We start from the raw sequence: 21,733 nt of genomic DNA, 5'->3' as shown, positions 1-21,733 counted from the left end.
GGGCGAGCTGCGGTTGCCCGCCGGGCAGCAGGAGGTGTCCGTCAATCCCGGTCAGGCGTTCACCGTCGACGCCGTGTCACTGACGGTCGGGTCGCCGGTGGACGGCGCCGCGACGACCACGCCGGACGTTTCCGAGTGGACCGCGGCGAGTCGTGCGGTGCAGATCGATTCCGGTCCCGAACGCCTGCTCGTGGTCCCCGAATCCACCAACCCGGGCTGGGTCGCGCGGGTCGACGGCCGGGAGTTGTCGCCGGTGGTCGTGAACGGCTGGCAGCAGGGCTGGATCGTGCCGGCCGGGGCGTCGGGCACGGTCGAGCTCACCTACCGGTTCGACTCGCTGTACCGCTGGTCGCTTGTCGTCGGACTCGTGCTGATGGCCCTGCTGCTCGTCGCGGCATGGTGGCCGTCCTCGCGACGGGAGGCCGTCGCCGAACCGCGAACCGTGACCACCGGGCGGTTCACCCTGATGGCTGCCGGTCTGGGGATTCTCGGTGCGTCGTGGTTGTTGTCGGGCTGGTGGGGCCTGGCCGTGGGCATCGGGGTGGGTGTGGTCGCCGCGGCGATCCCGCCGAAAGCCGGGGTGACAACGACCTTCGCGATGATGATGCTCGCGACCGTCGGTCTGACCGCCGGTCCGTGGCACGCCGCCGGCGGCTACCACGGCTGGGAGTGGTGGGTTCAGTTGCCCGCGTTGATCGCGGTGTTGATGACCGGCTGGCTGGTGTTCTGGTCGGCCGGGGAATCCGAAGAATCCGCCGACGAGGAAGCAGCAGCCGGCCGGTTGCGTCGTCGGGTGTCGCGGTTGCGCAACCAGTTCCGCGCCGGTTCCTCGACGAAGGCGTAAGACGCCGCGGCGATCCCGACCGAGAGTCCCAGAGTGATCACCAGGACCAGGAGAGTGTTGCCGTTGAACGGCACGATGCCGAACAGCGGAAAGACTACTGCGAGGACCGCGACGTGCCAGATGAAGATGCCGTAGGACCAGCGTCCCAGCGCGAGCATCACGCGTGAGGTGAGGAACCGGAACGGCCCCGGGTTGCAGACGAGCGGCGCGAGAAGCGCGTAGCCGCACAGCGCACCGAGAGTCATCTTGGCGACGAACTCGATGTTGGTGACGTCGCCGAGACCGGTCGGACCGGCGAAGCGGGTGCACGCCAGCCCGTAGGCGACGACGAGGACCCCGAACATCAGCCACCGGTTCGCGCTGAGCCGTATCGCCAGGTTCATCCACCGCCCGCGTGGCGCTCCTGCGGTGTCGAGCACGCCGGCGACCTCGGCGAGGATCAGGCCGGCGACGAACCACGGCAGGTGACCGAACACCCAGTTCTTGGTCTCCACACCATCGGCGACGGGGAGCGAGGTGCCGACCCAGGCCCAGCCGAGGCTGAGAACGCCGAGCACCAAGAGCACCGGGATGCGCGCACCAGCTTGTCGGCCCCGCAACCGCACCAGTGCGAGACCTATGAGCGGGAGCAGCGCGTAGAAGGCGATCTCGACCGACAGGCTCCACATCTGGGTGAGTCCTGCGGTCAGCGTCAGGGGCACGAAGACCTGGGTCAGGGTGAGGTTGGCGAGCCAGACGTCGAAGTCGGCGCCCTGGGCCTCCGGCAGGAGAAGAAGCACCAGCACGACGACCACGACGTACGCGGGCCAGATGCGGACGGCGCGGTGCTTGAGATACCGCGGGATCGACGGATGCCCGGCACCTCGGTGCGCGGCGTCGACCCACGGCCGCCACAGGAGGAACCCGGAGAGCCCGAAGAACAGCGCGACGGCAAGGTCGAGGCGACCGAGGACGGGGCCGAGGACCGCGATCTCGACGGCCCGCGTCTGGAAGGCCACGTGCGTGATCAGGACGCCGATCGCGGCGAGCGCACGCATGCCCTCGAGTTGTGGGTAGAAGCGTCGCGACGTGGCCGCCGGACCGGCGGCGTCGGAGCGCGGCGCGCCGGAGCGGGAATCGGTGTTCGATGCTGCGACTGAGTCGCGGGCGGAGTCGGTGCTGGTCATGCTGGTGACAGGGTAGCCCGGTGGCATCCACTACCCTCGCCACCATGTCTTCGGAGCCGTCCCCGGTGCCCCCATCCGCGGTGGAACAGTCCGCACCTCACCGCTGGTCGACCGCGGATCTGGCCGGACCGACGCTCATCTTCATCGGCAGCTTCCTCGTCGCGGTGACCATCGCGCTGCCGACACTGCTCGTCGGCAACTTCCGCGAGATCCCGCTGAGCACCGACTTCACCACGGTGGCCACCGCCGAGGACGCGACGATCCTCGACCGCTGCTCGCTGGCGACACCCGCCGCACGGACACTCGACGCCGATCTGGTCCGCCAGCAGCGGGTCGTCGCGGTCCAGCCGTCCGACGAACATCGGGTCACGCTGCAGGCCGGCACCTCGGTCCAGGCCGAGACGCTGCGCATCGACGACCGGGCGGTGGAGCCGGAGGATCCGCGGCCCGGCAGTGGCGCCGACGCCGATTCGCCGGACGCCTGCAACGACGCCACGGTCAACGCGGTCAAGGACCGGGTGACCCTCGACCGGGAGACCGCCGAACCGCAGCTGTCCGCGCGCGGGGCGTCGGAAATCCAGTACGACAGCAATCAGGCGCCGGTGCTGGTGCCCGACCGCCGCGGTTTCACCTACCTGCTGCCCTTCGACACCCGCCTGACCGACCACGAGTTCTTCGACGTCGTCACGCGGACGACCGTGCCCCTGAAGTACGACGGCGACACCGAGGTCGTCGGCAAGGACGTCGCCCGGTTCCGCGCCGAGGTCCCCGAGACCGACCTCGCCCGGGCCGCGCTCGGCAGGCCGGTCGGCACGGATGTCGTCATCACCCGGCCGGCATCGTGGTTCGGCATCGACGGCCCGCGCCGCGACCTGACTGCCACTCTGCGACACCGCAGTTCGTGGGACCTGGCCGTCGAACCGCGGACGGGCACGATCGTCGACGCGAAGATCACCGTCGACGAGTTCTACGCCTTCCCCGACGGCACTCCCGGTGTGCCGCCGGACTTCCGGCTGCCGCACCTGCAGGCGACCTTCTCCTACGACGACACGACACAGTCCCAGATGTCGCGTCTCGCTTCGGATCTCGCGACGCCGATCACGATCTGGGGTCGTATCGTGCCGATCGTGACCGGCGTCCTCGGCGTCGCCGCGCTGGTCGTCGGGGCGCTCCTGATCAACCCGGCGTGGATGCCCGCGAGGTTCCGGCGGTCCGGCGGCGGTGGCACCGCCGGAACCGACGGATAGAACTCAGGAAGCAGCCTCGGCCGCAAGACGGCCGAGGGTGTCCTCGAGCTGGGCCTCGGTCACGAGCGGGAACTTCACCTGCTCGAGGAGCTTCTTGTCGGTGACCTTCGACCAGTCGTAGGTGTGCCGGACCAGCGTCTCGTTGGGGCCCTGGGCTTCCAGCTCCCACAACCACTCCCAGCCGGGAGGCTCGGTGCCGGCGGGAGTCGTCTTCCACGCCAGCAGCTTGTCCTTGGCGTACCCGGTGACGTGGTTGTCGGTCTTGTACTCGCCGCCCATGTGGTCGCCCGCCATGTTCATCGTGAACACTTCACCGACGTTCTGGATGCGATCGGCGTGGTCGACGCCGCGGATGAACCCCGAACCGTCGAGTGCCTGATGCCTCTCGGGATTGGAGAGGACGTCGAACACCGCGTCGACCGGTGCCTCGATGACTCGTTGGACAGTGACCTTGGTGACTCCGTTGTCGCTCATCACACAACCCTGCCGAAACTTCCCGATCCCGGCAACGTTCCTGCGTCTGGGCCGAATGTAACCGCCGATCAGCGTGTGAGCGCCCACGTGCCGGCGGCTGCGATCGTCACCGCGACCGCCGCGGTGGCCGCGACCCCGAGCACCGAACCGGCAGCGGTGAGGATGACCACCACCTCGATCGCCACGACGATCCACGTCACGAAGGCGACGCGGGTGCGATCACGGGCGATCGCCGACAGCAACACGACCTGGAGGACGGCGAGGGCGGCACCGATGTAGGCGAAGAGCCACAGGAGTGGGACGAGTTGGTCGTAGCCGTCGCCGAACACGGTCGGCACCAGCGGTCCCGCGAGCCCCGCGCCGAGAGTCAGGACCACGCCGACGCCGGCGACCACCGCCACTGCCTGCCGCAGGGAGACCCGGGACCGGGCGGGGTCGGCGAGGCGCGGGTAGAAGACGACGCCAATGGCCTGCGGCAGCCAGAACGCGACCTTGGTGGCTATCGCGCCGAGCGCGTAGACGCCGACCGACTCGGCGTCGAGAACCCGCGGTGAGAGCAGCAGATCCACCGACGACGCCACGATGAGCACCAACTGGACCTGCGACGCGCGGACCACGCTGAGGACTCCCACCGTGCCCGCGTCCGACGCGCGCTCCCCGACTTTCCCGACGACCAGCCAGACGACGACCGCCGAGACCGCGGCACCCACGGTTCCGGCGAGGAGTCCGCCCGCCGGACCGGCACCCGCGACGAAAGCGCCCACGATGGGCATCGAGCGCAGGATCCCGACCGCGGCCAACACCCACGACAGCGTCCGGAACTCGCCGCGCCCCTGCAGAATGCCCTGACCTGCGGCGATCAGTGCGAGGAACGGGGCAGCGCCGAGGGCGGCCAGTGTCGTGACCACATCGGTGCGCATCAGCAGGGCGACCAGCGGTGTGGCGACCGCGACCAGGAGGACCACATACAGGGTCGTCTGAATCCCCACCCGCCGCAGACGGCGCTCGTCGCAGCCCAGGACCACCTCGCGTGCGACGACGTTCTGCAGCGCCAGCGCGGGTACGCCCAACACGAGCATCGCCGACAGCAGGACCGCGAACTCGCCGTATTCGCTGACATCCAGATAGCGCGCGCTCGCGCTCAGATGGACCACGTACATGCAGATGTTGGCGACCATCGAGCCGACGGCCACCGATCCGACGGCGCCGACGGTGCCCGAAGCGGCCCGGCGCCGTCCGGTCGGCCTGGTCTGCTGCATGGCACAAGTGTGCCGAGTTGACACCGGCTCCCGCGCGCAGGGTGCTTTGCACCGGTCATCGGGCATAGGCAACGATGGGTAGGCTGCAGAATTCACGGACGAGAGACATCGATGTACGACGACAACACGACCTACGACGCCGAATCGACCGATGTCGGTTCGCGTATCGATCCGGTGCTGGCCCGAAGCTGGCTCCTGGTCAACGGCGCCCACTACGCGAAGTTCGAGCCGGCGGCTCGCTCGCGCGCCGACATCGTCGTGCTCGACATCGAGGACGCGGTGGCTCCCAAGGACAAGGTCGAGGCGCGGAACAACGTCGTACGTTGGATCGGCCCCAAGGACGGTTCCGGTCCCGGCGCCGGTGAATGGGTCCGCATCAACGGCTTCGGCACCCCATGGTGGGCCGATGACCTGGAGGCACTCGCGCAGACCGCCGTCGGCGGCGTGATGCTGGCGATGGTCGAGTCCGTCGACCACGTGACCGAGACCGCCAAGCGCCTACCGGGTCTCCCGATCGTCGCCCTCGTCGAGACCGCCCGCGGACTCGAGCGGATCAGCGAGATCGCCTCCGCCAAGGGCACCTTCCGCCTCGCCTTCGGGATCGGCGACTTCCGGCGGGACACCGGCTTCGGCGACAATCCGCTGACGCTGGCCTACGCCCGGTCGCGATTCACCATCGCCGCCAAGGCCGCTCATCTTCCCAGCGCCATCGACGGACCGACCGTCGGCTCCAGCGCTCTCAAGCTGAGCGAGGCCACCGCGGTGAGTGCGGAGTTCGGCATGACCGGCAAGATCTGTCTGACCCCCGCGCAGTGCGCCCCGGTCAACGAGGGCCTGTCCCCGTCCCAAGACGAGATCACCTGGGCGCGGGAGTTCTTCGCGGAGTTCGAGCGAGACGGCGGGGAGATCCGCAACGGATCGGACCTCCCCCGCATCGCGCGTGCCACCAAGATCCTCGACCTCGCGCGCGCCTACGGCATCACCGAGTCGAAGTTCGACGACGACCCGGTGCATGCACCCGCGCCGTCGGACACCCACCACTTCTGAGCCGCGCGGGTCGCGGTGTTCTCCGGACGGTTGCTGCCGACGCTCTACCTGGTGAGTGTCGTTGCGGCCGTGGCCGTCCTGGCGCCGCTGCTCCCCGGGTTGATCGGCGTCGGACCCGGTTACCTGCTGTACCGGGACGCGGTGTCGACGCCGCGCACCCACGTCACCGACACCACGCTGGGCATCGGTGACCTGCCGCCGCGCGCGGTACCGCAGGACTGGTTCGTCGCGATGGCGTCGACGGTCGTCGACGGCGGCGCGGCGGTCACCGCGATCCTGCTGGCCGCGTTGGTCTTCGCCGGTGTCGGCTTCGGCCGGTTGGCTTTCCGCCTCGTCCCCGGTGCCGGACGCGCCGGAGCCGTCGCCGCCGTGCTCGTGGCGATCTGGAATCCCTATGTCGCCGAACGTCTCCTGCAGGGACATTGGAGTCTGCTGGTCGGTTACGCCGCATTGGGTTGGCTCCTCGTCGCCGTGGTCGATCTCCGCGACCGTCCCGGGCCGGTGCGGTTTCTCCAGCTCGGCGGACTGCTGGCGGCCGCCGGGCTGACACCGACCGGATCGGTGCTCGCCGGGATCGTGCTGGCGGTGGCGCTGATCGGCCGTCCGGTCGGGCTGCGGTCCACGATCGTGGTTGTGCTCCTGTGGATTCTGAGCACGCTGCCCTGGGTGGTGACGTCGGTGATCAGCGACGCCACCACGACGTCCGCCGCGGCGGGTGTCGAAGCATTCGGTCTTCGGTCCGAGCCGGGACTCGGCCCGGTCGGGACGGTGTTGTCCCTCGGCGGGATCTGGAATGCCGATGCGGTCCCGGCCAGCCGAACAATGTGGTGGGCGGCGGTCGCGACGTTCTGCTTCTTGCTCGTGGTCGCGGCCGGGGTCGTCGCGCTGTGGCGGCGGCGCGGCGCTCTCGATCCGCTGGTCCGGGCGATCGGGATCCTGACGGTCGTCGTCTCGATCCTGCTGGTCCTCAGCACATTCGGTCCGGGACGGTGGTTGCTCGAGGTCGCGGTCGAGCACATCGCGGGTGCCGGCCTGCTGCGGGACACCCAGAAGTTCTCGGCACTGCTCGTGCCCGGCGCCACCCTCGCCGTGGCCGCCGCGGTTGCGGCCGCGTGTCGTCGGGTGCCGTCCGGTTTCGCCCTGGCCGGCGTCGCCCTGCTCGTCGTGGCCCCCCTGCCCGATCTCGCCTGGGGTGCCGGCGGTTCGGTGCGGCCGGTGGCCTACCCCGACGACTGGGCCGCGGTGTCGGCGATAGTGCCCGACGATCAGGGTTCGGTCGCCCTCTGGCCCGCGGACACCGTGCGGCACTACCGATTCGCGGACGGCGTCTCGCTCGATCCGGCGGCGCGGATGCTGCGGGCCCCGGTGATCGAGTCCGGTGCACTCACCGTCGACGGCGAGGTCGTCGACCCACCGAGTGAGCACGCAGCGGCCGTGGCGTCGGCGCTCGAGGCCGGCGGCTCACCCGAGGATCTCGCGGCACTCGGTGTGGGTTGGGTTCTCGTCGAGAACAATTCCCCGCCCGCCCGGCTCGCGGCGGACGCGCGCCTCGCCCACGACGGGGACGATCTCCGGTTGTACCGGGTCGACGATCCGGCCGATCGCGGTGCGGGAGCGGCCGATCGGACCATGGCGATCGCCGCACACCTTCTCTGGGCGGCGATGCTGGGGACCGGGGTCGTGGGGGCGATCGTCGTCAGCGCGCGAGAACGGCGTCGAACGTCTCGATGAACCCGTCGCACGTGGCGGCCCAGGAGTAGCGGCCCGCCCGAACCCGGGCGCTGTCCCCCAGCCGCTGGGCCTCGTCCGGGTTGTCGATGAGCTTCCTGGTGGCACTCACCAGTTCGTCGACGCCGTCGACGAGGAGACCGGTGTTGCCATCGTCGATGGAGTCGGCGAGACCGACCGAGCTGCGGTAGCCGATGGTCGGAACCCCGTGCTGCGCAGCTTCGACCACCGCCAGACCCCAACCCTCCTTGCGCGAGGGCATCAGGTGGACCCGCGCCTGCGAGAGCAGCTCGTGCTTGCGCTCCTCACTGACGTGACCGTGGAAGGTGACCGCGTCGGTGACCTCGAGTTCGCTTGCCGCCGAGCGCAGTTCGTCGGACCACCAACCACCGCCGATGACATCGAGGTGGACATCGATCCCGGAACGACGCAGCTGCGCCAGCACCGTGAGCGCGTCCTCGACCTGCTTGTGCGGCACCAGTCGCGACAGGACACACAGGCGCACCGGCTCGGAGCCGGCGTCGGACGACCGTACGGCGAGCACAGCGCCGGCGGGGACGGGGTCGATGCCGTTGCGCACGACGGAGATCCGATCCGCGTCGACGCCGAGCGCGACGAGTTCGGTCTTCGACGGCGTGGACACGGTGACATAGCGGTTCCGGCGATGAACCCGCGGCGAGAGTCGTGACTCGATGAACCATCCGACGTGCCCGAGTAACCGACCGGCAACCGGCCACTGCTCGCGATGACAGTGATGGACCAGCACCACCGTCGGTGCCGAGGCGACGGCGGTCGCGAAGAACGGCACCCCGTTCTGGGTGTCGACGACGACCTCCGGCCGACAGTCCCGGAGCGGCCCGAAGCCGAGACGCCCGGCCAGGATCGTCGCCAGCATGCGCGGATACACGCTGATCCGCCCGCCGGCGCGCACGAACCGCATGCCGTCGCGGTACTCCTCGCCGGCGGCGCCCGGATACGCCGAGGTCAAAAAGGTGACGCGGGTACCGCGTCGGGCCAGTTCGGCACCGACGCGCTCCAGATATGTCTCGCTGCCACCGCCCTGAGGGTGGCGGGTATCCCGCCAGCACAGCAGCAGGACGTCGGAAGGTACGCGCATCGCACGACAGCCTACCGCCGAGTAGCTGATGAACTGCCGAGACTCCGGTCGATTAGAGTTTCCCGACGATGACGACCACGACTTCCGGCCGCGACCGTATGGCCCGACTGGCCACCCTGCGGCGCGCGGCCGGGCTGCTGAACGACTTCCGCTACGAGCAGTCCGATCCCGCCCGGTTCTACGGCGCCCTGGCGGCCGACACCGCGGAGATGGTGCAGGCGTTCGTACCCGACCTCGACGGCGGCGTCATCCTCGACGTCGGCGGCGGTCCCGGCTACTTCGCCGACGCCTTCCGCGCACGGGGCGCGCACTACATGTCGGTCGAGCCGGACCCCACGGAGATGCACGCCGGCGGTCTCGAACATCGCGGTTCGGTCCGCGGGTCGGGCCAGAATCTGCCCTTCGCCGACGACTGCATCGACGTGACGGTGTCGTCGAACGTCGTCGAGCACACGCTGACGCCGTGGGAGATGGCCGACGACATGCTGCGCGTGACCCGTCCCGGCGGCGTCGTCATCATCAGCTACACGCTGTGGTGGGGTCCGTTCGGCGGCCACGAGATGGGTCTCACCCACTACCTCGGCGGACACCGCGCCGCACGTCTCTACACCCGACGCCACGGCCACCCGCCCAAGAACCTCTTCGGGACCTCGCTGTTCGCCGTCCACGCCGCCGACGGCCTGCGCTGGGCGGGATCGGTGACCGATCGGGCCGAGCTGCTGGCCGCCTTCCCCCGCTACATCCCGCGCTGGATGTGGTGGGTCATGCGCGTCCCGGGCCTCCGCGAGGTGCTGGGCACGAACCTCGTGCTGGTGCTGCGTAAGCGGTAGCCCCTATTCCGCGGGGAGATCGGCGGTGCAGTTCAGCGTGCCGCCGTTGCTGGTGGCGGTCGCGAGCTGTTCCCCGTCGACGAGGATGCTGCAGGTGACCGGACCGCGGACGACGATGGCCGACAGGGTCGCCTTGTTGCCCTTCACGTTCACCCGCTGCGACCAGGGCGAACCGGTGGCAGCGATGACCGTCGGCGAACCGCCACCCTTGCTGAAGCTGAGCGCCACGACGTCACCGTTTCCGGTGAGCTGGTAGACCACCGTCGCCGGACCCGGCTTCTTGCTCGGACTCGACGTCGTCTCCTCGGTCGTCGTCGTCGTGGTGGTCGGGGACGAACTGGTGGTCGTCGTCTCCTCACTGGTGGCCGTCGTCGACGACGAACCCGCTGCGGTGGGTGAGTCCTCGTCACCGCCGGACTTCGTGACCAGCACGACGACGAGTCCGAGGATCACCAGGGCGGCCAGCGCCACCAGCGCGAGGCCGATGGTGCGTCCCTTCGACGATCCGCCGCGTGGGGGCTCACCACCCGGGGGTGCGTCGTACGGCGATCCCGCATACGGCGAGCCGCCGGTGTACCGGGGATCCGCGTACTGGGGTTCGTCGTACTGGGGTCCGGCGTGCGGCTCGGTGTACGGCCCGGGATACGGCTCACCGGCGTGCGGCTGGGTGTAGGCCTGCGACGGCGGCGCCGAGGGGTCGAAGTCGGGATCGAACTGTCGGGTCTCCGGCGGATTGTTCCGCGGATCGTTCGGATCGCCCTGGGGTGGTCGCGTCATGCGGACGATTCTGTCATCCGGTTCCTGATATCGACCTGTGAGCACGCGGCCCGGACAGAACCCGGGTCGCGTGGGCCACAGAACAGGAGGAGGGCGTCAGAGGTCGGCGATCGCCTCGAGCGGCCCCGTCCGGGCGGCGCGGACCGCCGGCCAGAGCGCCGCCAGCACACCGACCACCGCCGAGGCGACCAGCGTGATCACGATCAGCGACCACGGGATCACCGGCGCGCCCAGACCCCACGCCGCCAGCGTGCGCACGAGGGCGACGCCGATCAGCGTTCCGAGGATGACGCCGACGACGGCACCGAAGATCGAGATGAGCACCGATTCGAGGTAGATCGAACGACGCACCTGACCTCGGACCATGCCGATCGCACGCAACATGCCGATCTCGCGCTTCCGCTCCACCACCGACAACGCCAGGGTGTTGATGATGCCCAGCACCGCGATCAGCAGCGCCAGGCCGAGCATCGCGTAGAGCGTGCCGAGCATCTGGTCGATCTGCGCGGAGATCTGGCCCTTGAACTGGTCGCGGTCCTTGACCTGGACGGTCAGGTACCCGGCGGTCGCGTCCTCGAGCCCGGTCCGCAGGGTCTCCAGATCGGCACCGGCCTCGGCCTTCACGAAGACCGTGATGTCGAAACGCGCCGGGGGCGGGACCAGGCGGTCGTAGACCGCGGGACCGACGACCCACGGCTGGAGAGCCTCGTTGTCGGCGTACACGCCCGCGATGGGGACCTGAACCTGTTCACCGATGGGTGAGGTGAAGTTCAGGACCTGGCCGCGCTCCCAGCCCTTCGTCATCGCCGTGCGGTGACTGATCAGCATCCCGTCGGCCGGCAGCGTCGACGACGCGCCGTCCTCCATGTCCATGACCGTGACGTCACTCAGCGGTCCACCGAGCGCGGAGAAACCCTGCACCGGCTGATCGTCGACCTTCGCCTGCACGACGCCGAACGAGACCACCTCGCCGACACCCGGCACCTTCTCCACCGAGGGACCCACCGTGGGCGGCAACGGCCCCTGGTTGGTGCCCGAGAGGATGTAATCGGCGGTGATGCCGGAGTCGACGGCCTCGTCGACCGTGCCCTTGAACGACTGGCCGAGCGTGCCGATGATCGCCACCAGCATCAGGCCCAGCGTCAGGGCGAACGCCGTCGCAGCCGAACGTCGGGGATTCCGAACAGCATTCGTGCGTGCGAGCCGTCCGATCGTGCCGAAGGGCGCACCGACCACACGGCCGAGCACTCCCACGAACGGCCGCGCGAAAGCCGGTCCGACCAGCACCGCGGCCAGCACCAGACCGGCCGCGCCCGCGCCGACCGTCAGCGCCGGTCCGGAGCCCTCGTCCATCGCGCCGACGACGATCGCCACGATCGAGGCCAGGCCGATGACCGCACCGATGAGGGTGCGGTTGCGCAGGGATGCCGATCCCTCGGCGGCCGAGGCACGCATCGCCTCCACCGGCGGCACCCGGGCGGCACGAGCTGCCGGTACCCATGCGCTGATCATCGTCACCACGACGCCGACCAGTATGCCCGCGAGTACCGCGCCGACCCCGATCGTCAGCTCGCCCTCCGGCAGACCCGACGACGCACTGGTGAACGCCTTGAGCGCGGCCGCCAGGCCTATGCCGATGGCCAGGCCCAGCGCTCCGCCGAGCACACCGACGACGAACGCCTCGAAGAGGACCGACCGCGACACCTGTCGCTGACTCGCCCCGACCGCACGCAGCAGCGCGAACTCGCGGTTACGCTGCGCGACGATCATCGAGAAGGTGTTGTAGATGATGAACGTGCCGACGACCAGGCCGATCGCCGCGAACGCCAGCAGGATGTACTGGAAGATCTGCAGGAACTCGTTGACCTGCGCCTTCTGGTCCTCCCGTACCTGATCGCCGGTCCGCACCTCGTACAGATCGGCGTCGGAGCCGAGGAAGGTGCGCACCCGCTCCTGCAGTTGCTTCGGGGACACCCCGTCGACGGCCGACATGTCGACGAGCCCGACGTGGCGCCCGTCGGTGAAGAGCCCCGACGCGGTCGCCGCGTCGAACTGTGCGTTGACGTACCCGCCGGTGGAGGCGGGCAGGTCGATCAGTCCGACGACGGTGACGTCGAGCGGGGTGGAACTGCCCTGGCCGATGACGACCTTGGTCTTCGACCCGACCTTCAGCCCGGCCTCCTCGGCAGCCGAGGCGTTCAGGGCGATCTCGCCGGCGTCGGCCGGCCCGCGACCACCCGGCAGGATCCGGGACTCGTCGGGATCGAGCGCCTCGTTCTCCGGGATGTAGGTGGTGCCCACGCTCGGCGCACCACCCGTCTGGATGGCCTTGCCGTCGGAGTCGGCGACGGTGACCAACCCGCTGTTGTTGACGACGAGCTTGTCGATGCCGAGTGCGGTGCGCTGGTCACGCAACTGGTCGACCACCCACAGCGGAACGCCCGGCGACTGCCGATCAGCGGGCGTCACCTCGACCGCCACACCCTGCGCGGCACTGTCGAAGATGTCGGTGAAGGCCTTCGAGACGGAGTTGGTGAACACGATCGAACCGACCACGAAGGACGTGCCGAGGACGATCGAGAAGAGGGTCAGGAACAGACGTAGCTTGTGCGCCCGCAGGTTTCGCAGGGAAACCCGGCGCATCACCGATGATGACGCCACGGCTCAGAGCGCTCTGGAGGTCTCGGCGGGAGCCGACTGGGAGGGAGCGTCGGCGTGGTGGACCACGTCGAGGTTCTTCATCACCTCGAAGACGTCGTCGGCGCTCGGGCGGGCGAGCTCCTGCACGATCTGTCCGTCGGCGAGGAACACCACCCGGTCGGCGTACGACGCCGCGCGCGGATCGTGGGTCACGATGACGACGGTCTGCCCGAACTCGTCGGTGGCGGCGCGGAGGATCGACAGGACCTCACCCGAGGACCGCGAGTCGAGGTTGCCGGTGGGTTCGTCGCCGAAGATGATCGCGGGCTTGCCGATCAGCGCCCGGGCACACGCCACACGCTGCTGCTGGCCGCCGGAGAGTTCGCTGGGCAGGTGCCCGAGTCGGTCGGTGATGCCGAGTCGTTCGGTGACCGCGTCGAACCACTCGGTGTCGACGGTACGGCCGGCGATGTCGACCGGGAGGGTGATGTTCTCCTTCGCGGTGAGCGTCGGCACCAGGTTGAACGCCTGGAAGACGAACCCGATGCGGTCGCGGCGGAGCATGGTCATCGCCTTGTCGGACAACGCGGTGAGATCGGTGTCGCCGATGTGGACACGGCCGTCGCTCGCGACGTCCAGGCCGGCGAGGCAGTGCATCAGCGTCGACTTGCCCGACCCCGACGGGCCCATGATGGCGGTGAACTCGCCCTCGCGGAACTCGATCGAGACGCCCTTCAGGGCCTCGACGGCGGTGTCGCCCGTGCCGTACCTCTTGGACAGGTTCTCCGCACCCGCAGCCACTCCGTGTTTCGGCGCTCCGGCATCGCGGGCGGCCGCATCAGTCGTCGTCATGCCCTCAACGGTGCCAAATCCGACGCCGAATGGCTATCAGGTAACCCCCTGACACCACCCTGAGGCGGGAATTGTCACACCTTCCCATCCGCTCCCCGCTCAGCCCCGAACCGACGGAGGACCGATCCCCACCGCTCGCTGGGTAGGGCAGAGCTTCCGAGAGTCGCTATCTGGGCAGCTGAACCTCGAACGAGTGGACGCGGGTGGGCGCGCCGGCGTTCTGGGACACGACGAGCAGTGTCCTGCTGCGCGCGTTGGCGAACGGGTTGTCGGGGTGCCAGTTGCCCCAGGCGAGGCCCGACATGTCGCCGGTGACGAGGCGCGGCGTGCCGGTCGTGGAGAAGATGCGACGCTTCGGCATCGCCTTCTCCTTGCCGGAGAGCTTCTTGTTGCCGGTCACCGAGGTCGCGCCGCGGGTGGTGGTCCAGAAGATGTTGGTCAGCTTCCCTGCACCGCGCTCGAGGACGAGGAAGTCGGTGGAGTTGATGGCCAGCACGTCGGCCGCGACCTTGTTGGCGTCGGTGCGATAGACGAATTCGCGGTTGGGCTTGCCGAAGGTGAGCAGTCGCGCCGAGGTGCGACCGTCCTGCTTGAGTCCGCCCGCGGTGAGCACCGAGACCTGGCCCTGGGGACCGACGGCGAGGCCGGTGAGCCCACGCTGTCCGGCGACGCCCGACTTGGACGAGGGACGCCATGCGGCCGGCAGCGGGAGATCGCGGGTGAACTGGCCCAGCGGACCGATCTGCCGGACGAACTGGTTGTTGCCGCCGCTGACGACGGTGTAACCGCCGTTGGTCTTCCGGATGCCCTCGAACTGCGCGCCGCCCGGCAGCAACGGGACGAACCACGGCCCGAGGACCGTGCCGCCACCGTTGAGTGCGGGACGACCGACGAATGATGCGGTCTCCGAGGAGTATCCGATCCGGGCGGTGAAGAACCGTGCGGGGAGCACGTCTTCGGCGATCAGCGCGTACTGACCGTTACCGGTCCGGTCCAGGCCGGTGATCCGGTTGAACGTCGGGACGAAGTCGCCGAGCGTCGTCGTGTCGGTGTAGTACGCGCTGACGCCGGCACCGGAAGCCGGTGCGGCAGTGGCTGGTTGAACTGCGAGCGGAGAGGACAGCCCGAGTACACAGGCTCCGGCGATCGTGGCCCCCCACAAACGTGGCTTCATGAGGGGCACGATACCTCAACCGTCACATCAGCCTCAGGCCGAACTGCCTGATGGCCGCGGATCAGGCGAGACGCTGCTTGAGACCTTCGAGCTCGTCGCGCAGCGAGGTCGGCAGCTTCGGGCCGATGAACTCGAAGAGCTCCTCGATCGACGGGATCTCTTCGCGCCACTCGTCGGCCTTGAACGCCAGCGCCTCGGCGACGTCCTCGGCCGGCACGTCGAGCCCGGACACGTCGATGTCCTCCGGCTTGGCGACGATGCCGATCGGCGTCTCGACACCGTCGGCCTCGCCCTCGATGCGGCCGATGATCCACTTCAGCACGCGGCTGTTCTCGCCGAATCCGGGCCACAGGAAGCGCTTGTCGCCGCCACGTCGGAACCAGTTGACGTAGAACACCTTCGGCAGCTTGGACTCGTCGGCGTTCTTGCCGATGTTGACCCAGTGCTGCAAGTAATCGCCGACGTGGTAGCCCATGAACGGCAGCATCGCCATCGGGTCGCGACGCACGGTGCCGACCTTGCCCTCCGCCGCGGCGGTCTGCTCGGAGCCGACGGTGGCGCCCATGAAGACGCCGGTCTGCCAGTCGCGGGCCTCGGTCACCAGCGGGACGGTGGTCTTGCGGCGGCCACCGAACAGGATCGCCGAGATCGGCACACCCTTCGGGTCGTCCCACTCGTCGGCCAGCGACGGGCACTGCGAGATCGGGGTGCAGTAGCGCGAATTCGGGTGTGCGGCCTTGTGACCGGACTCCGGAGTCCAGTCGTTGCCGAGCCAGTCGGTGAGGTGCGCAGGCGTGGGCCCGTCGATGTCCTCCCACCAGATGTCGCCGTCGTCGGTGCGAGCGACGTTGGTGTACAAGGTGTTTCCGGCCTCGATGGTCTTCATCGCGTTCGGGTTCGAGTCGTAGCTGGTGCCGGGCGCGACGCCGAAGAAACCGAACTCCGGGTTGATCGCGTAGAGACGGCCGTCCTCGCCGAAGCGCATCCAGGCGATGTCGTCGCCGACGGTCTCGGCCTTCCAGCCCGGGATGGTGGGCTGCAGCATCGCGAGATTCGTCTTGCCACAGGCACTCGGGAACGCCGCGGCGACGTAGTAGACCTTGTTCGCCGGGCTGGTGAGCTTGAGGATGAGCATGTGCTCGGCCATCCAGCCCTCGTCGCGGGCGATGACCGAGGCGATGCGCAGGGCGTAGCACTTCTTGCCGAGCAGGGCGTTGCCGCCGTAACCCGAACCGTAGGACCAGATCTCGCGGGTCTCGGGGAAGTGGGTGATGTACTTCTCGGTGTTGCACGGCCACGGCACGTCGGCCTGGCCGGGCTCGAGCGGCGCACCCACCGAGTGCAGTGCCTTCACGAAGAAGCCGTCGTCGCCGAGGATCTCGAGGACGCGCGGACCGACGCGGGTCATGATCTTCATCGACAGGACGACGTACTCGGAGTCGGTGATCTCGACGCCCAGCTTCGGGTCATCCGAGTCCAGCGGGCCCATGCAGAACGGGATGACGAACATGGTGCGGCCGCGCATCGAGCCGCGGTACAGCTCGGTCATGGTGGCGCGCATCTCGGCGGGCTCGACCCAGTTGTTGGTCGGACCGGCGTCCTCTTCCTTCTCCGAGCAGATGTAGGTCCGCGACTCGACGCGGGCGACATCGGCGGGGTCGGAGCTGGCGAGGAAGGAGTTCGGCTTCTTCTCCTCGTTGAGCTTCACGAGGGTGCCGGCCTTCACCAGATCGTCGGTGAGGCGTTCCCACTCCTCGTCGCTGCCGTCGGACCACACGACCCGATCGGGCTGCGTCAGTTCCGCGATCTCGGCGATCCAGGCCAACAGACCCTGATGGTTGGTCGGCGCGCTGCTCGGGTCCAGTCCGGGAATGGTGGCTGCGGTCATCGTTGGGGCCTCCTGGCGAGCGTGTGACCTGCTGGAATGGTCACCGGTCAGTCGTCTAGGTGTCCAGGATACGTGCACCGAGCGGGCGCTAGGTGTGGGGGTCGGCGACTGCGGCTTATCCCACACTCAGGCGATATGGGACCAAAGTCCCTGGAAGACGGCCGTCGGCCTGCTCAGCCGATACGCCCCGAGCCGCCGGGAATCCACTCGCCGGTCTCCGGGTCGAGCACGGCCGAGCTGAAGCCGCCGTCGGCGCCGATCTCGGTGATCTTGTCGACCTGGCCGTCCCGGTCGCTGTCGGTGTACACGGTGAACCCGTCCGGACCGTTTCGCGTGAGGGAGTCGTTGACCCCGTCGTTGTCGGTGTCGACCTCCGCCGGGCCGAGATCCCAGATGCGGCCGTCCTCGTGCATCCACAGGTGGTCGTCGAGGTCGTCGGCGGCCGATTCCGCATGGACCGCGGCGACCGAGTCGACGTGCGGCTCGAACCCGGGGCCGGTGCCGGGCAGGTCGGCGGTCTCGAACGACCCGCCCGACAGCGCCCCCGCGTCGGGTCGGCCGCTGTCGCGCGGATCGGCCCCTGCGTGGTCGCCGTCGAAGATCGAATCCATCTCGTTCACCTTGTCCCGTCCTCGCCGGAGCCGGCCTGATCATTCGTGCTCGGGTCGTTCTCGTCCTTGTCATCCGCCCACAGCTGTTCGGAGCGGGCGAGGAGTTCGCGGTGCACGGCTTCCGCGCGGTCGCGGCGAACACGCACGTCCTGGTTCGCCGTGCCGCTGCGCAGCCTCCGGATCTCGTCGTCGATCTGCGCGACCTGCTCGCTCGTCCGCCGGGCTCTGCGTTCGTGGGCCCGGGCGATCTGCCCCGCGATCCGGGTCTCGGCCGCGGCGAACCGCAGTCCGAGCTGGTGGTCGAGTGCGGAGCGGGCGACGGTCAGCCGCTCGGTGCTGCGGCCCGTGCGGTCGGCGCGATCCAGCGCACCACGCCGGACGCGGATCACCCAGACCGCGACGCCGATCCCCAGCAACAGGGTCAGCGGCATGCTGATCCACTGCAGTGTCTGCACCGACGCCATCGGCGCGACGACGAGACGCCCCACGCCCAATCCGGTCGAGGCGCCGATGATGACGAGCAGCGCGTCCTCCGCACCTCCGCGCCGCCGCCGGTTGCCCGGCCCGTCGGCGGGCAACGGGGTCTCCGGCCACGGCTCCTGCGGGGACGGTTCGGGGTCGAGCCCGACGAGCGAGGTGGCCGCGACCTCGTCGATGCGCTCGTCGGCGTCCCGGCGGATTCCGTCGGCGAGGTCGGCCCACCGACTGCGCAGCCACGACTGGTGCTCGGCGCCGGTCCCCGGCGCGTCGTCGGCGACCAGTGCCGCGAGCCCGCGGACACGAGACTGCAGTTCGGCCGAGGACTGCGCTCGGGCTCGGGTCAGGCCGGCGCGCACGGCCGCGAGTCGATCGACCCGACCGCGATCCCGCGACGACACCAGCCGGCGCCGCGTACTCATCAGCTCGTCCAGCGCGCCGGATGTGTCGGTGTCGGTTCCGGCGTCGGTGTCGTCCAGCAGATGTTCGACGGCCCCGGCTCCCGCAGCGAGGCGGGCCCGCTCGACGCGCACCGCGGCGGGGGCCTCGAGCGCCTCACGTATCCAGCCGACCAGTGCGTCGACCCCGGACTCCTCGACGGCGCCGCCCAGCGAAGCGGCCGCCGACACCCCGAACAGCGGCATCGTCCCGAACGGATCGAGGGTCTTGCGATGGGCACGGACGATGCGGGGCCATTCCCAGAAGGCGTCGATCTTGGTGCACACCAGCGCGACGGTCCCGACCGTCCCACGCACCCGCTCGACGAGGTGGAGTTCCTCGTCACCCACCGACGACGACGGGTCGACGACGACCAGCGCGACGCCCGGCTGGTTTCCGACCTCCAGGGCCCGGGCGTGGGTTTCGAGATCGGGGGCCAGTTCCCGCACGGCGTCGACGAGTGTGCGCACTCCGACGCCGTCGGTCCCGACGACCAGGACCCCCGGAGCCGGTACCGACGGCCGCGGCGTCGAATCCGGTCAGTTCCCGCGCTGCCTCGAGAACCCGCGTACTCATCCGGCACCTCCGGCCGCGAGCAGACGTTCGGCGTTCTCCCGATCGCAGCCCCGGGCCGCGGCACGTTCCAGCTCGGCGCGGATCTCGACCTCGCGCCAGAAGCGGACGCGGCCCACGCGGTCACCGAACGCCGCGCCGAGCTGCGTAACCCCGCTTCGGGCGTGAAGAGCACGGTTGAGCGCGTCCGCGTCGGCCGCCTCGTCTGATTCCTCCGTGATCAGCCGCAGCGCGGTGCCGATGCCGAACGCGTCGATCCGGCGCAGCAGTCCTTGCCGCAGCAACCGCTCCTGCAACTCGGGCGCACCGGCGAGGAACCGGCCGGCCATCGACGGCATCTCGGCCCGCTCGGCGGCCAGCCGGGTGAGGGCGGCGAACTCCGCGGCGCCGAGGTCGGCACACGCGAGCAGTTGGGAGACGGCGTGCACGGGCAGGCCCAGCTGCGTCGAGCATCGCCTGGCGACATCGACGGCGGCTTCCCAGTCCGGGTGGGTGTCGGCCTTGCCGAGGACGACGACCACGCGGTCGGCGGGCAGCGAGCTCAGCAGTTCGTGGTCGGCGCGGCGCGGCGGCCCGGCCAGGACGTGCAGCCAGAGGTCGGCGGCGGGTGCGTCCTCGCCCAGACCGGTCACGGTCGGCGCGAGTCGCTCGCGCAGGGCGCGCGCCATCGTGTCGCGCCCGACGCCCGGCCGGCCGACCACCTGCACATGTAGAGGACGCAGAAAGCGGTGTCCGGCCGCGGAGAGGACCGGGACCAGCGGCGACGACGGCTCGACGAGGTCGGCGAGTCCGCCCTGCTCAGCGGCCGCCGAAAGCGGATCCCGGGGCGGCCGCCACCCGGGTGGCGGGTTCGTCGTTGTGCGCACGTTCGCCCCCACGTCTCAACAGCCCTTCCCCACAAGACACCCCGCGTGTTCCGCGGCTGGCCCGAGACTAATCCGGATTGGCCCCGATGGGCTTCCGGACCTCCACATCCCCGCCGACAGCGCGCTCTGTCCCCACGAATCCCCGACCGCTCGACGGACACGATCACCCGCGACTTCGCGGACAGGCCACGATGCGCAACGATGGACGGGTGAACAACAGCGCTGACAGGTCACGGTTGTACCCCCGCGTGACGAGCTTCCGATTCCGCCGGGGGACCTTGACGACCGGACAGCAACGCAACTGGGAGACCCTCTGGCCCGTCCTGGGCCGCGACCTCGAGATCGGTCCGGAGCGCATTCCCGAACCCCAGCTCGACCTGGACGCCATGTTCGGCCGGGACAACCCGAAGGTGCTGGAGATCGGCAGCGGCACCGGCATCTCGACCGCGGCGATGGCCGAGGCCGAACCCGACGTCGACGTGGTGGCGGTCGAGGTCTACAAGCCGGGACTGGCCCAGCTGCTCGGTCTCGTCGACCGCAACGGGTTGACCAACGTGCGCCTGATCCGCGGCGATGCGTCGATCGTCCTGCGGGAACTGATCCCGTCGTCGAGCCTCACCGGCGTCCGGTTGTTCTTCCCCGACCCCTGGCCGAAGTCGCGTCACCACAAGCGCCGGTTCGTCCAGACGGGCACACTGGAGCTGATCGCCGACCGTCTCGTCCCGGGGGGCGTGCTGCACATCGCCACCGACCACGCGGGTTATGCCGAGTGGATCGCCGAGAAGCTCGCCACCCAGGACGCCGACCGCCCCCACGTCGTTCAGCTCACCCGCGAGTCCCCGATCCTGCTGGAGCGGCCGACGACGAAGTTCGAGGGTCGTGCGGAACGAGAGGGCCGGTACGTCAGCGAGTTCGTGTACACGCGGCCCATCCCGCCGGCTTCCGCGTCCGGCGACACCCTCGACGGGAGCCCGGCATGACCGACCAGACCACCCCGGCCGGAACAACCGGCGGATTCGCGGACACCATCGCGGGCCAGACCGGCACACGCCGGATGCTGCTGGTCTGGGACGCACCCAACATGGACATGGGCCTCGGCGCCCTGCTCGGCGGCCGTCCGACCGCCGCACATCGTCCTCGATTCGACGCCTTGGGCCGCTGGCTGCTGCAGCGCACGGCAGATGTGTCGGCTCTCACGGAGAACGGCGGCGGCGTCGAGCCCGAGGCGACCGTCTTCACCAACATCGCCCCAGGTAGTGCCGATGTTGTGCGTCCCTGGGTGGATGCCCTGCGTAACGTCGGTTTTGCGGTTTTCGCCAAGCCGAAGCTGTCGGAGGACAGCGATGTGGACTCCGACATGCTCGACCACATCGAACTTCGCAGGCACACTGTTGGACTAGCCGGCGTGATCGTGGCGTCCGCCGACGGCCAGGCGTTCCGCGAGCCGCTCCTCCAAGTGGCCGGCGACGGAGTGCCCGTCACCGTCATCGGATTCCGCGAACACGCCAGTTGGGCCCTCACCACCGAGGAACTGGAGTTCATCGACCTCGAGGACATCCCGGGCGTGTTCCGGGAGCCCCTGCCCCGCATCGGGCTGGACTCGCTCCCGGACGAAGGCGCCTGGCTCACACCGTTCCGGCCGCTCAGCGCACTACTGCGCTGACCGGCGCATGGTGCCTCGTCGCAGGACGCCGAGGTGCTCACTGAGGGCGTCACCGACCCCGA

General features: G+C 69.5%; 18 protein-coding genes. 6 read left to right on the top strand and 12 right to left on the bottom strand.

The window, feature by feature from the left end; translation table 11 throughout:
* Positions 1–678: 678 nt before the first annotated feature.
* A complete protein-coding gene (locus GOALK_RS23230) occupies positions 679–2,010 on the bottom strand; it encodes an acyltransferase family protein (RefSeq protein ID WP_006357106.1) in 1,332 nt (443 codons plus the stop codon).
* A 44-nt stretch (positions 2,011–2,054) separates the two neighbouring features.
* On the opposite strand from GOALK_RS23230, the gene pgfA reads away from it, so the two are divergent.
* The gene (gene pgfA, locus GOALK_RS01980; RefSeq protein ID WP_187346522.1) at positions 2,055–3,257 is read left to right on the top strand and encodes a cell envelope lipid trafficking protein PgfA; all 1,203 of its coding nucleotides are present in this window, start codon (positions 2,055–2,057) and stop codon (positions 3,255–3,257) included.
* Between the two features lie 3 nt (positions 3,258–3,260).
* On the opposite strand, the gene GOALK_RS01975 is transcribed toward pgfA, so the two are convergent.
* Entirely contained in the window at positions 3,261–3,731 is a 471-nt protein-coding gene (locus tag GOALK_RS01975; protein ID WP_006357104.1) for an SRPBCC family protein, read from the bottom strand.
* 68 nt (positions 3,732–3,799) lie between these two features.
* Complete coding sequence (locus GOALK_RS01970) at positions 3,800–4,990, bottom strand: lipopolysaccharide biosynthesis protein (protein ID WP_006357103.1); 1,191 nt, start codon at positions 4,988–4,990, stop codon at positions 3,800–3,802.
* A 111-nt stretch (positions 4,991–5,101) separates the two neighbouring features.
* Between GOALK_RS01970 and GOALK_RS01965 the strand changes: the two genes are divergently transcribed.
* Both GOALK_RS01965 and GOALK_RS01960 read left to right on the top strand, forming a co-directional pair.
* Positions 5,102–6,037 (top strand): HpcH/HpaI aldolase/citrate lyase family protein, encoded by a 936-nt coding sequence (locus GOALK_RS01965; protein ID WP_006357102.1) that lies wholly within the window; start codon positions 5,102–5,104, stop codon positions 6,035–6,037.
* 15 nt (positions 6,038–6,052) lie between these two features.
* Positions 6,053–7,768, top strand: a complete 1,716-nt coding sequence (locus tag GOALK_RS01960) for an MmpA family trehalose lipid delivery protein (protein WP_006357101.1) — start codon at positions 6,053–6,055, stop codon at positions 7,766–7,768.
* On the opposite strand, the gene GOALK_RS01955 is transcribed toward GOALK_RS01960, so the two are convergent.
* On the bottom strand, positions 7,734–8,882 hold the full coding sequence (locus GOALK_RS01955; protein ID WP_006357100.1) for a glycosyltransferase family 4 protein: 1,149 nt from the start codon (positions 8,880–8,882) through the stop codon (positions 7,734–7,736). The two genes, GOALK_RS01960 and GOALK_RS01955, sit on opposite strands and share 35 nt — an antisense overlap.
* Positions 8,883–8,950: 68 nt before the next feature.
* Between GOALK_RS01955 and GOALK_RS01950 the strand changes: the two genes are divergently transcribed.
* Positions 8,951–9,712 carry a class I SAM-dependent methyltransferase gene (locus GOALK_RS01950; RefSeq protein ID WP_006357099.1) on the top strand — a complete coding sequence of 254 codons (762 nt, stop codon included), beginning with the start codon at positions 8,951–8,953 and terminating at the stop codon, positions 9,710–9,712.
* A 3-nt stretch (positions 9,713–9,715) separates the two neighbouring features.
* On the opposite strand, the gene GOALK_RS01945 is transcribed toward GOALK_RS01950, so the two are convergent.
* The 8 genes from GOALK_RS01945 to GOALK_RS01910 all read right to left on the bottom strand — a co-directional run bounded on the left by GOALK_RS01945 (position 9,716) and on the right by GOALK_RS01910 (position 20,008).
* On the bottom strand, positions 9,716–10,489 hold the full coding sequence (locus GOALK_RS01945; RefSeq protein ID WP_006357098.1) for a hypothetical protein: 774 nt from the start codon (positions 10,487–10,489) through the stop codon (positions 9,716–9,718).
* Positions 10,490–10,585: 96 nt separating this feature from the next.
* A complete protein-coding gene (locus GOALK_RS01940) occupies positions 10,586–13,132 on the bottom strand; it encodes an ABC transporter permease (protein WP_006357097.1) in 2,547 nt (848 codons plus the stop codon).
* Positions 13,133–13,153: 21 nt separating this feature from the next.
* The gene (locus GOALK_RS01935) at positions 13,154–13,981 is read right to left on the bottom strand and encodes an ABC transporter ATP-binding protein (RefSeq protein ID WP_006357096.1); all 828 of its coding nucleotides are present in this window, start codon (positions 13,979–13,981) and stop codon (positions 13,154–13,156) included.
* Positions 13,982–14,147: 166 nt separating this feature from the next.
* Positions 14,148–15,155, bottom strand: coding sequence for an esterase-like activity of phytase family protein (locus GOALK_RS01930; protein WP_035753757.1), 1,008 nt, complete (start codon positions 15,153–15,155; stop codon positions 14,148–14,150).
* Positions 15,156–15,216: 61 nt separating this feature from the next.
* On the bottom strand, positions 15,217–17,043 hold the full coding sequence (locus GOALK_RS01925; RefSeq protein ID WP_006357094.1) for a phosphoenolpyruvate carboxykinase (GTP): 1,827 nt from the start codon (positions 17,041–17,043) through the stop codon (positions 15,217–15,219).
* 173 nt (positions 17,044–17,216) lie between these two features.
* On the bottom strand, positions 17,217–17,663 hold the full coding sequence (locus GOALK_RS01920) for a DUF6802 family protein (RefSeq protein WP_006357093.1): 447 nt from the start codon (positions 17,661–17,663) through the stop codon (positions 17,217–17,219).
* Complete coding sequence (locus tag GOALK_RS01915) at positions 17,660–19,039, bottom strand: ERA-like protein 1 (protein WP_006357092.1); 1,380 nt, start codon at positions 19,037–19,039, stop codon at positions 17,660–17,662. The genes GOALK_RS01920 and GOALK_RS01915 overlap by 4 nt, the downstream gene beginning before the upstream one ends.
* Positions 19,040–19,141: 102 nt before the next feature.
* A complete protein-coding gene (locus GOALK_RS01910) occupies positions 19,142–20,008 on the bottom strand; it encodes a hypothetical protein (protein ID WP_050918619.1) in 867 nt (288 codons plus the stop codon).
* 191 nt (positions 20,009–20,199) lie between these two features.
* Between GOALK_RS01910 and trmB the strand changes: the two genes are divergently transcribed.
* Positions 20,200–20,988 (top strand): tRNA (guanosine(46)-N7)-methyltransferase TrmB, encoded by a 789-nt coding sequence (gene trmB / locus GOALK_RS01905; RefSeq protein WP_006357090.1) that lies wholly within the window; start codon positions 20,200–20,202, stop codon positions 20,986–20,988.
* The gene (locus tag GOALK_RS01900) at positions 20,985–21,671 is read left to right on the top strand and encodes an NYN domain-containing protein (protein WP_006357089.1); all 687 of its coding nucleotides are present in this window, start codon (positions 20,985–20,987) and stop codon (positions 21,669–21,671) included. Before trmB ends, GOALK_RS01900 begins: the two co-directional genes overlap by 4 nt.
* Positions 21,672–21,733 lie beyond the last annotated feature (62 nt).

The sequence above is a fragment of the Gordonia alkanivorans NBRC 16433 genome (assembly GCF_000225505.1).
Lineage (GTDB): Bacteria > Actinomycetota > Actinomycetes > Mycobacteriales > Mycobacteriaceae > Gordonia > Gordonia alkanivorans.
Note: the sequence above shows the minus strand (reverse complement) of the source record. Positions and strands in the feature narration are given on the sequence as shown.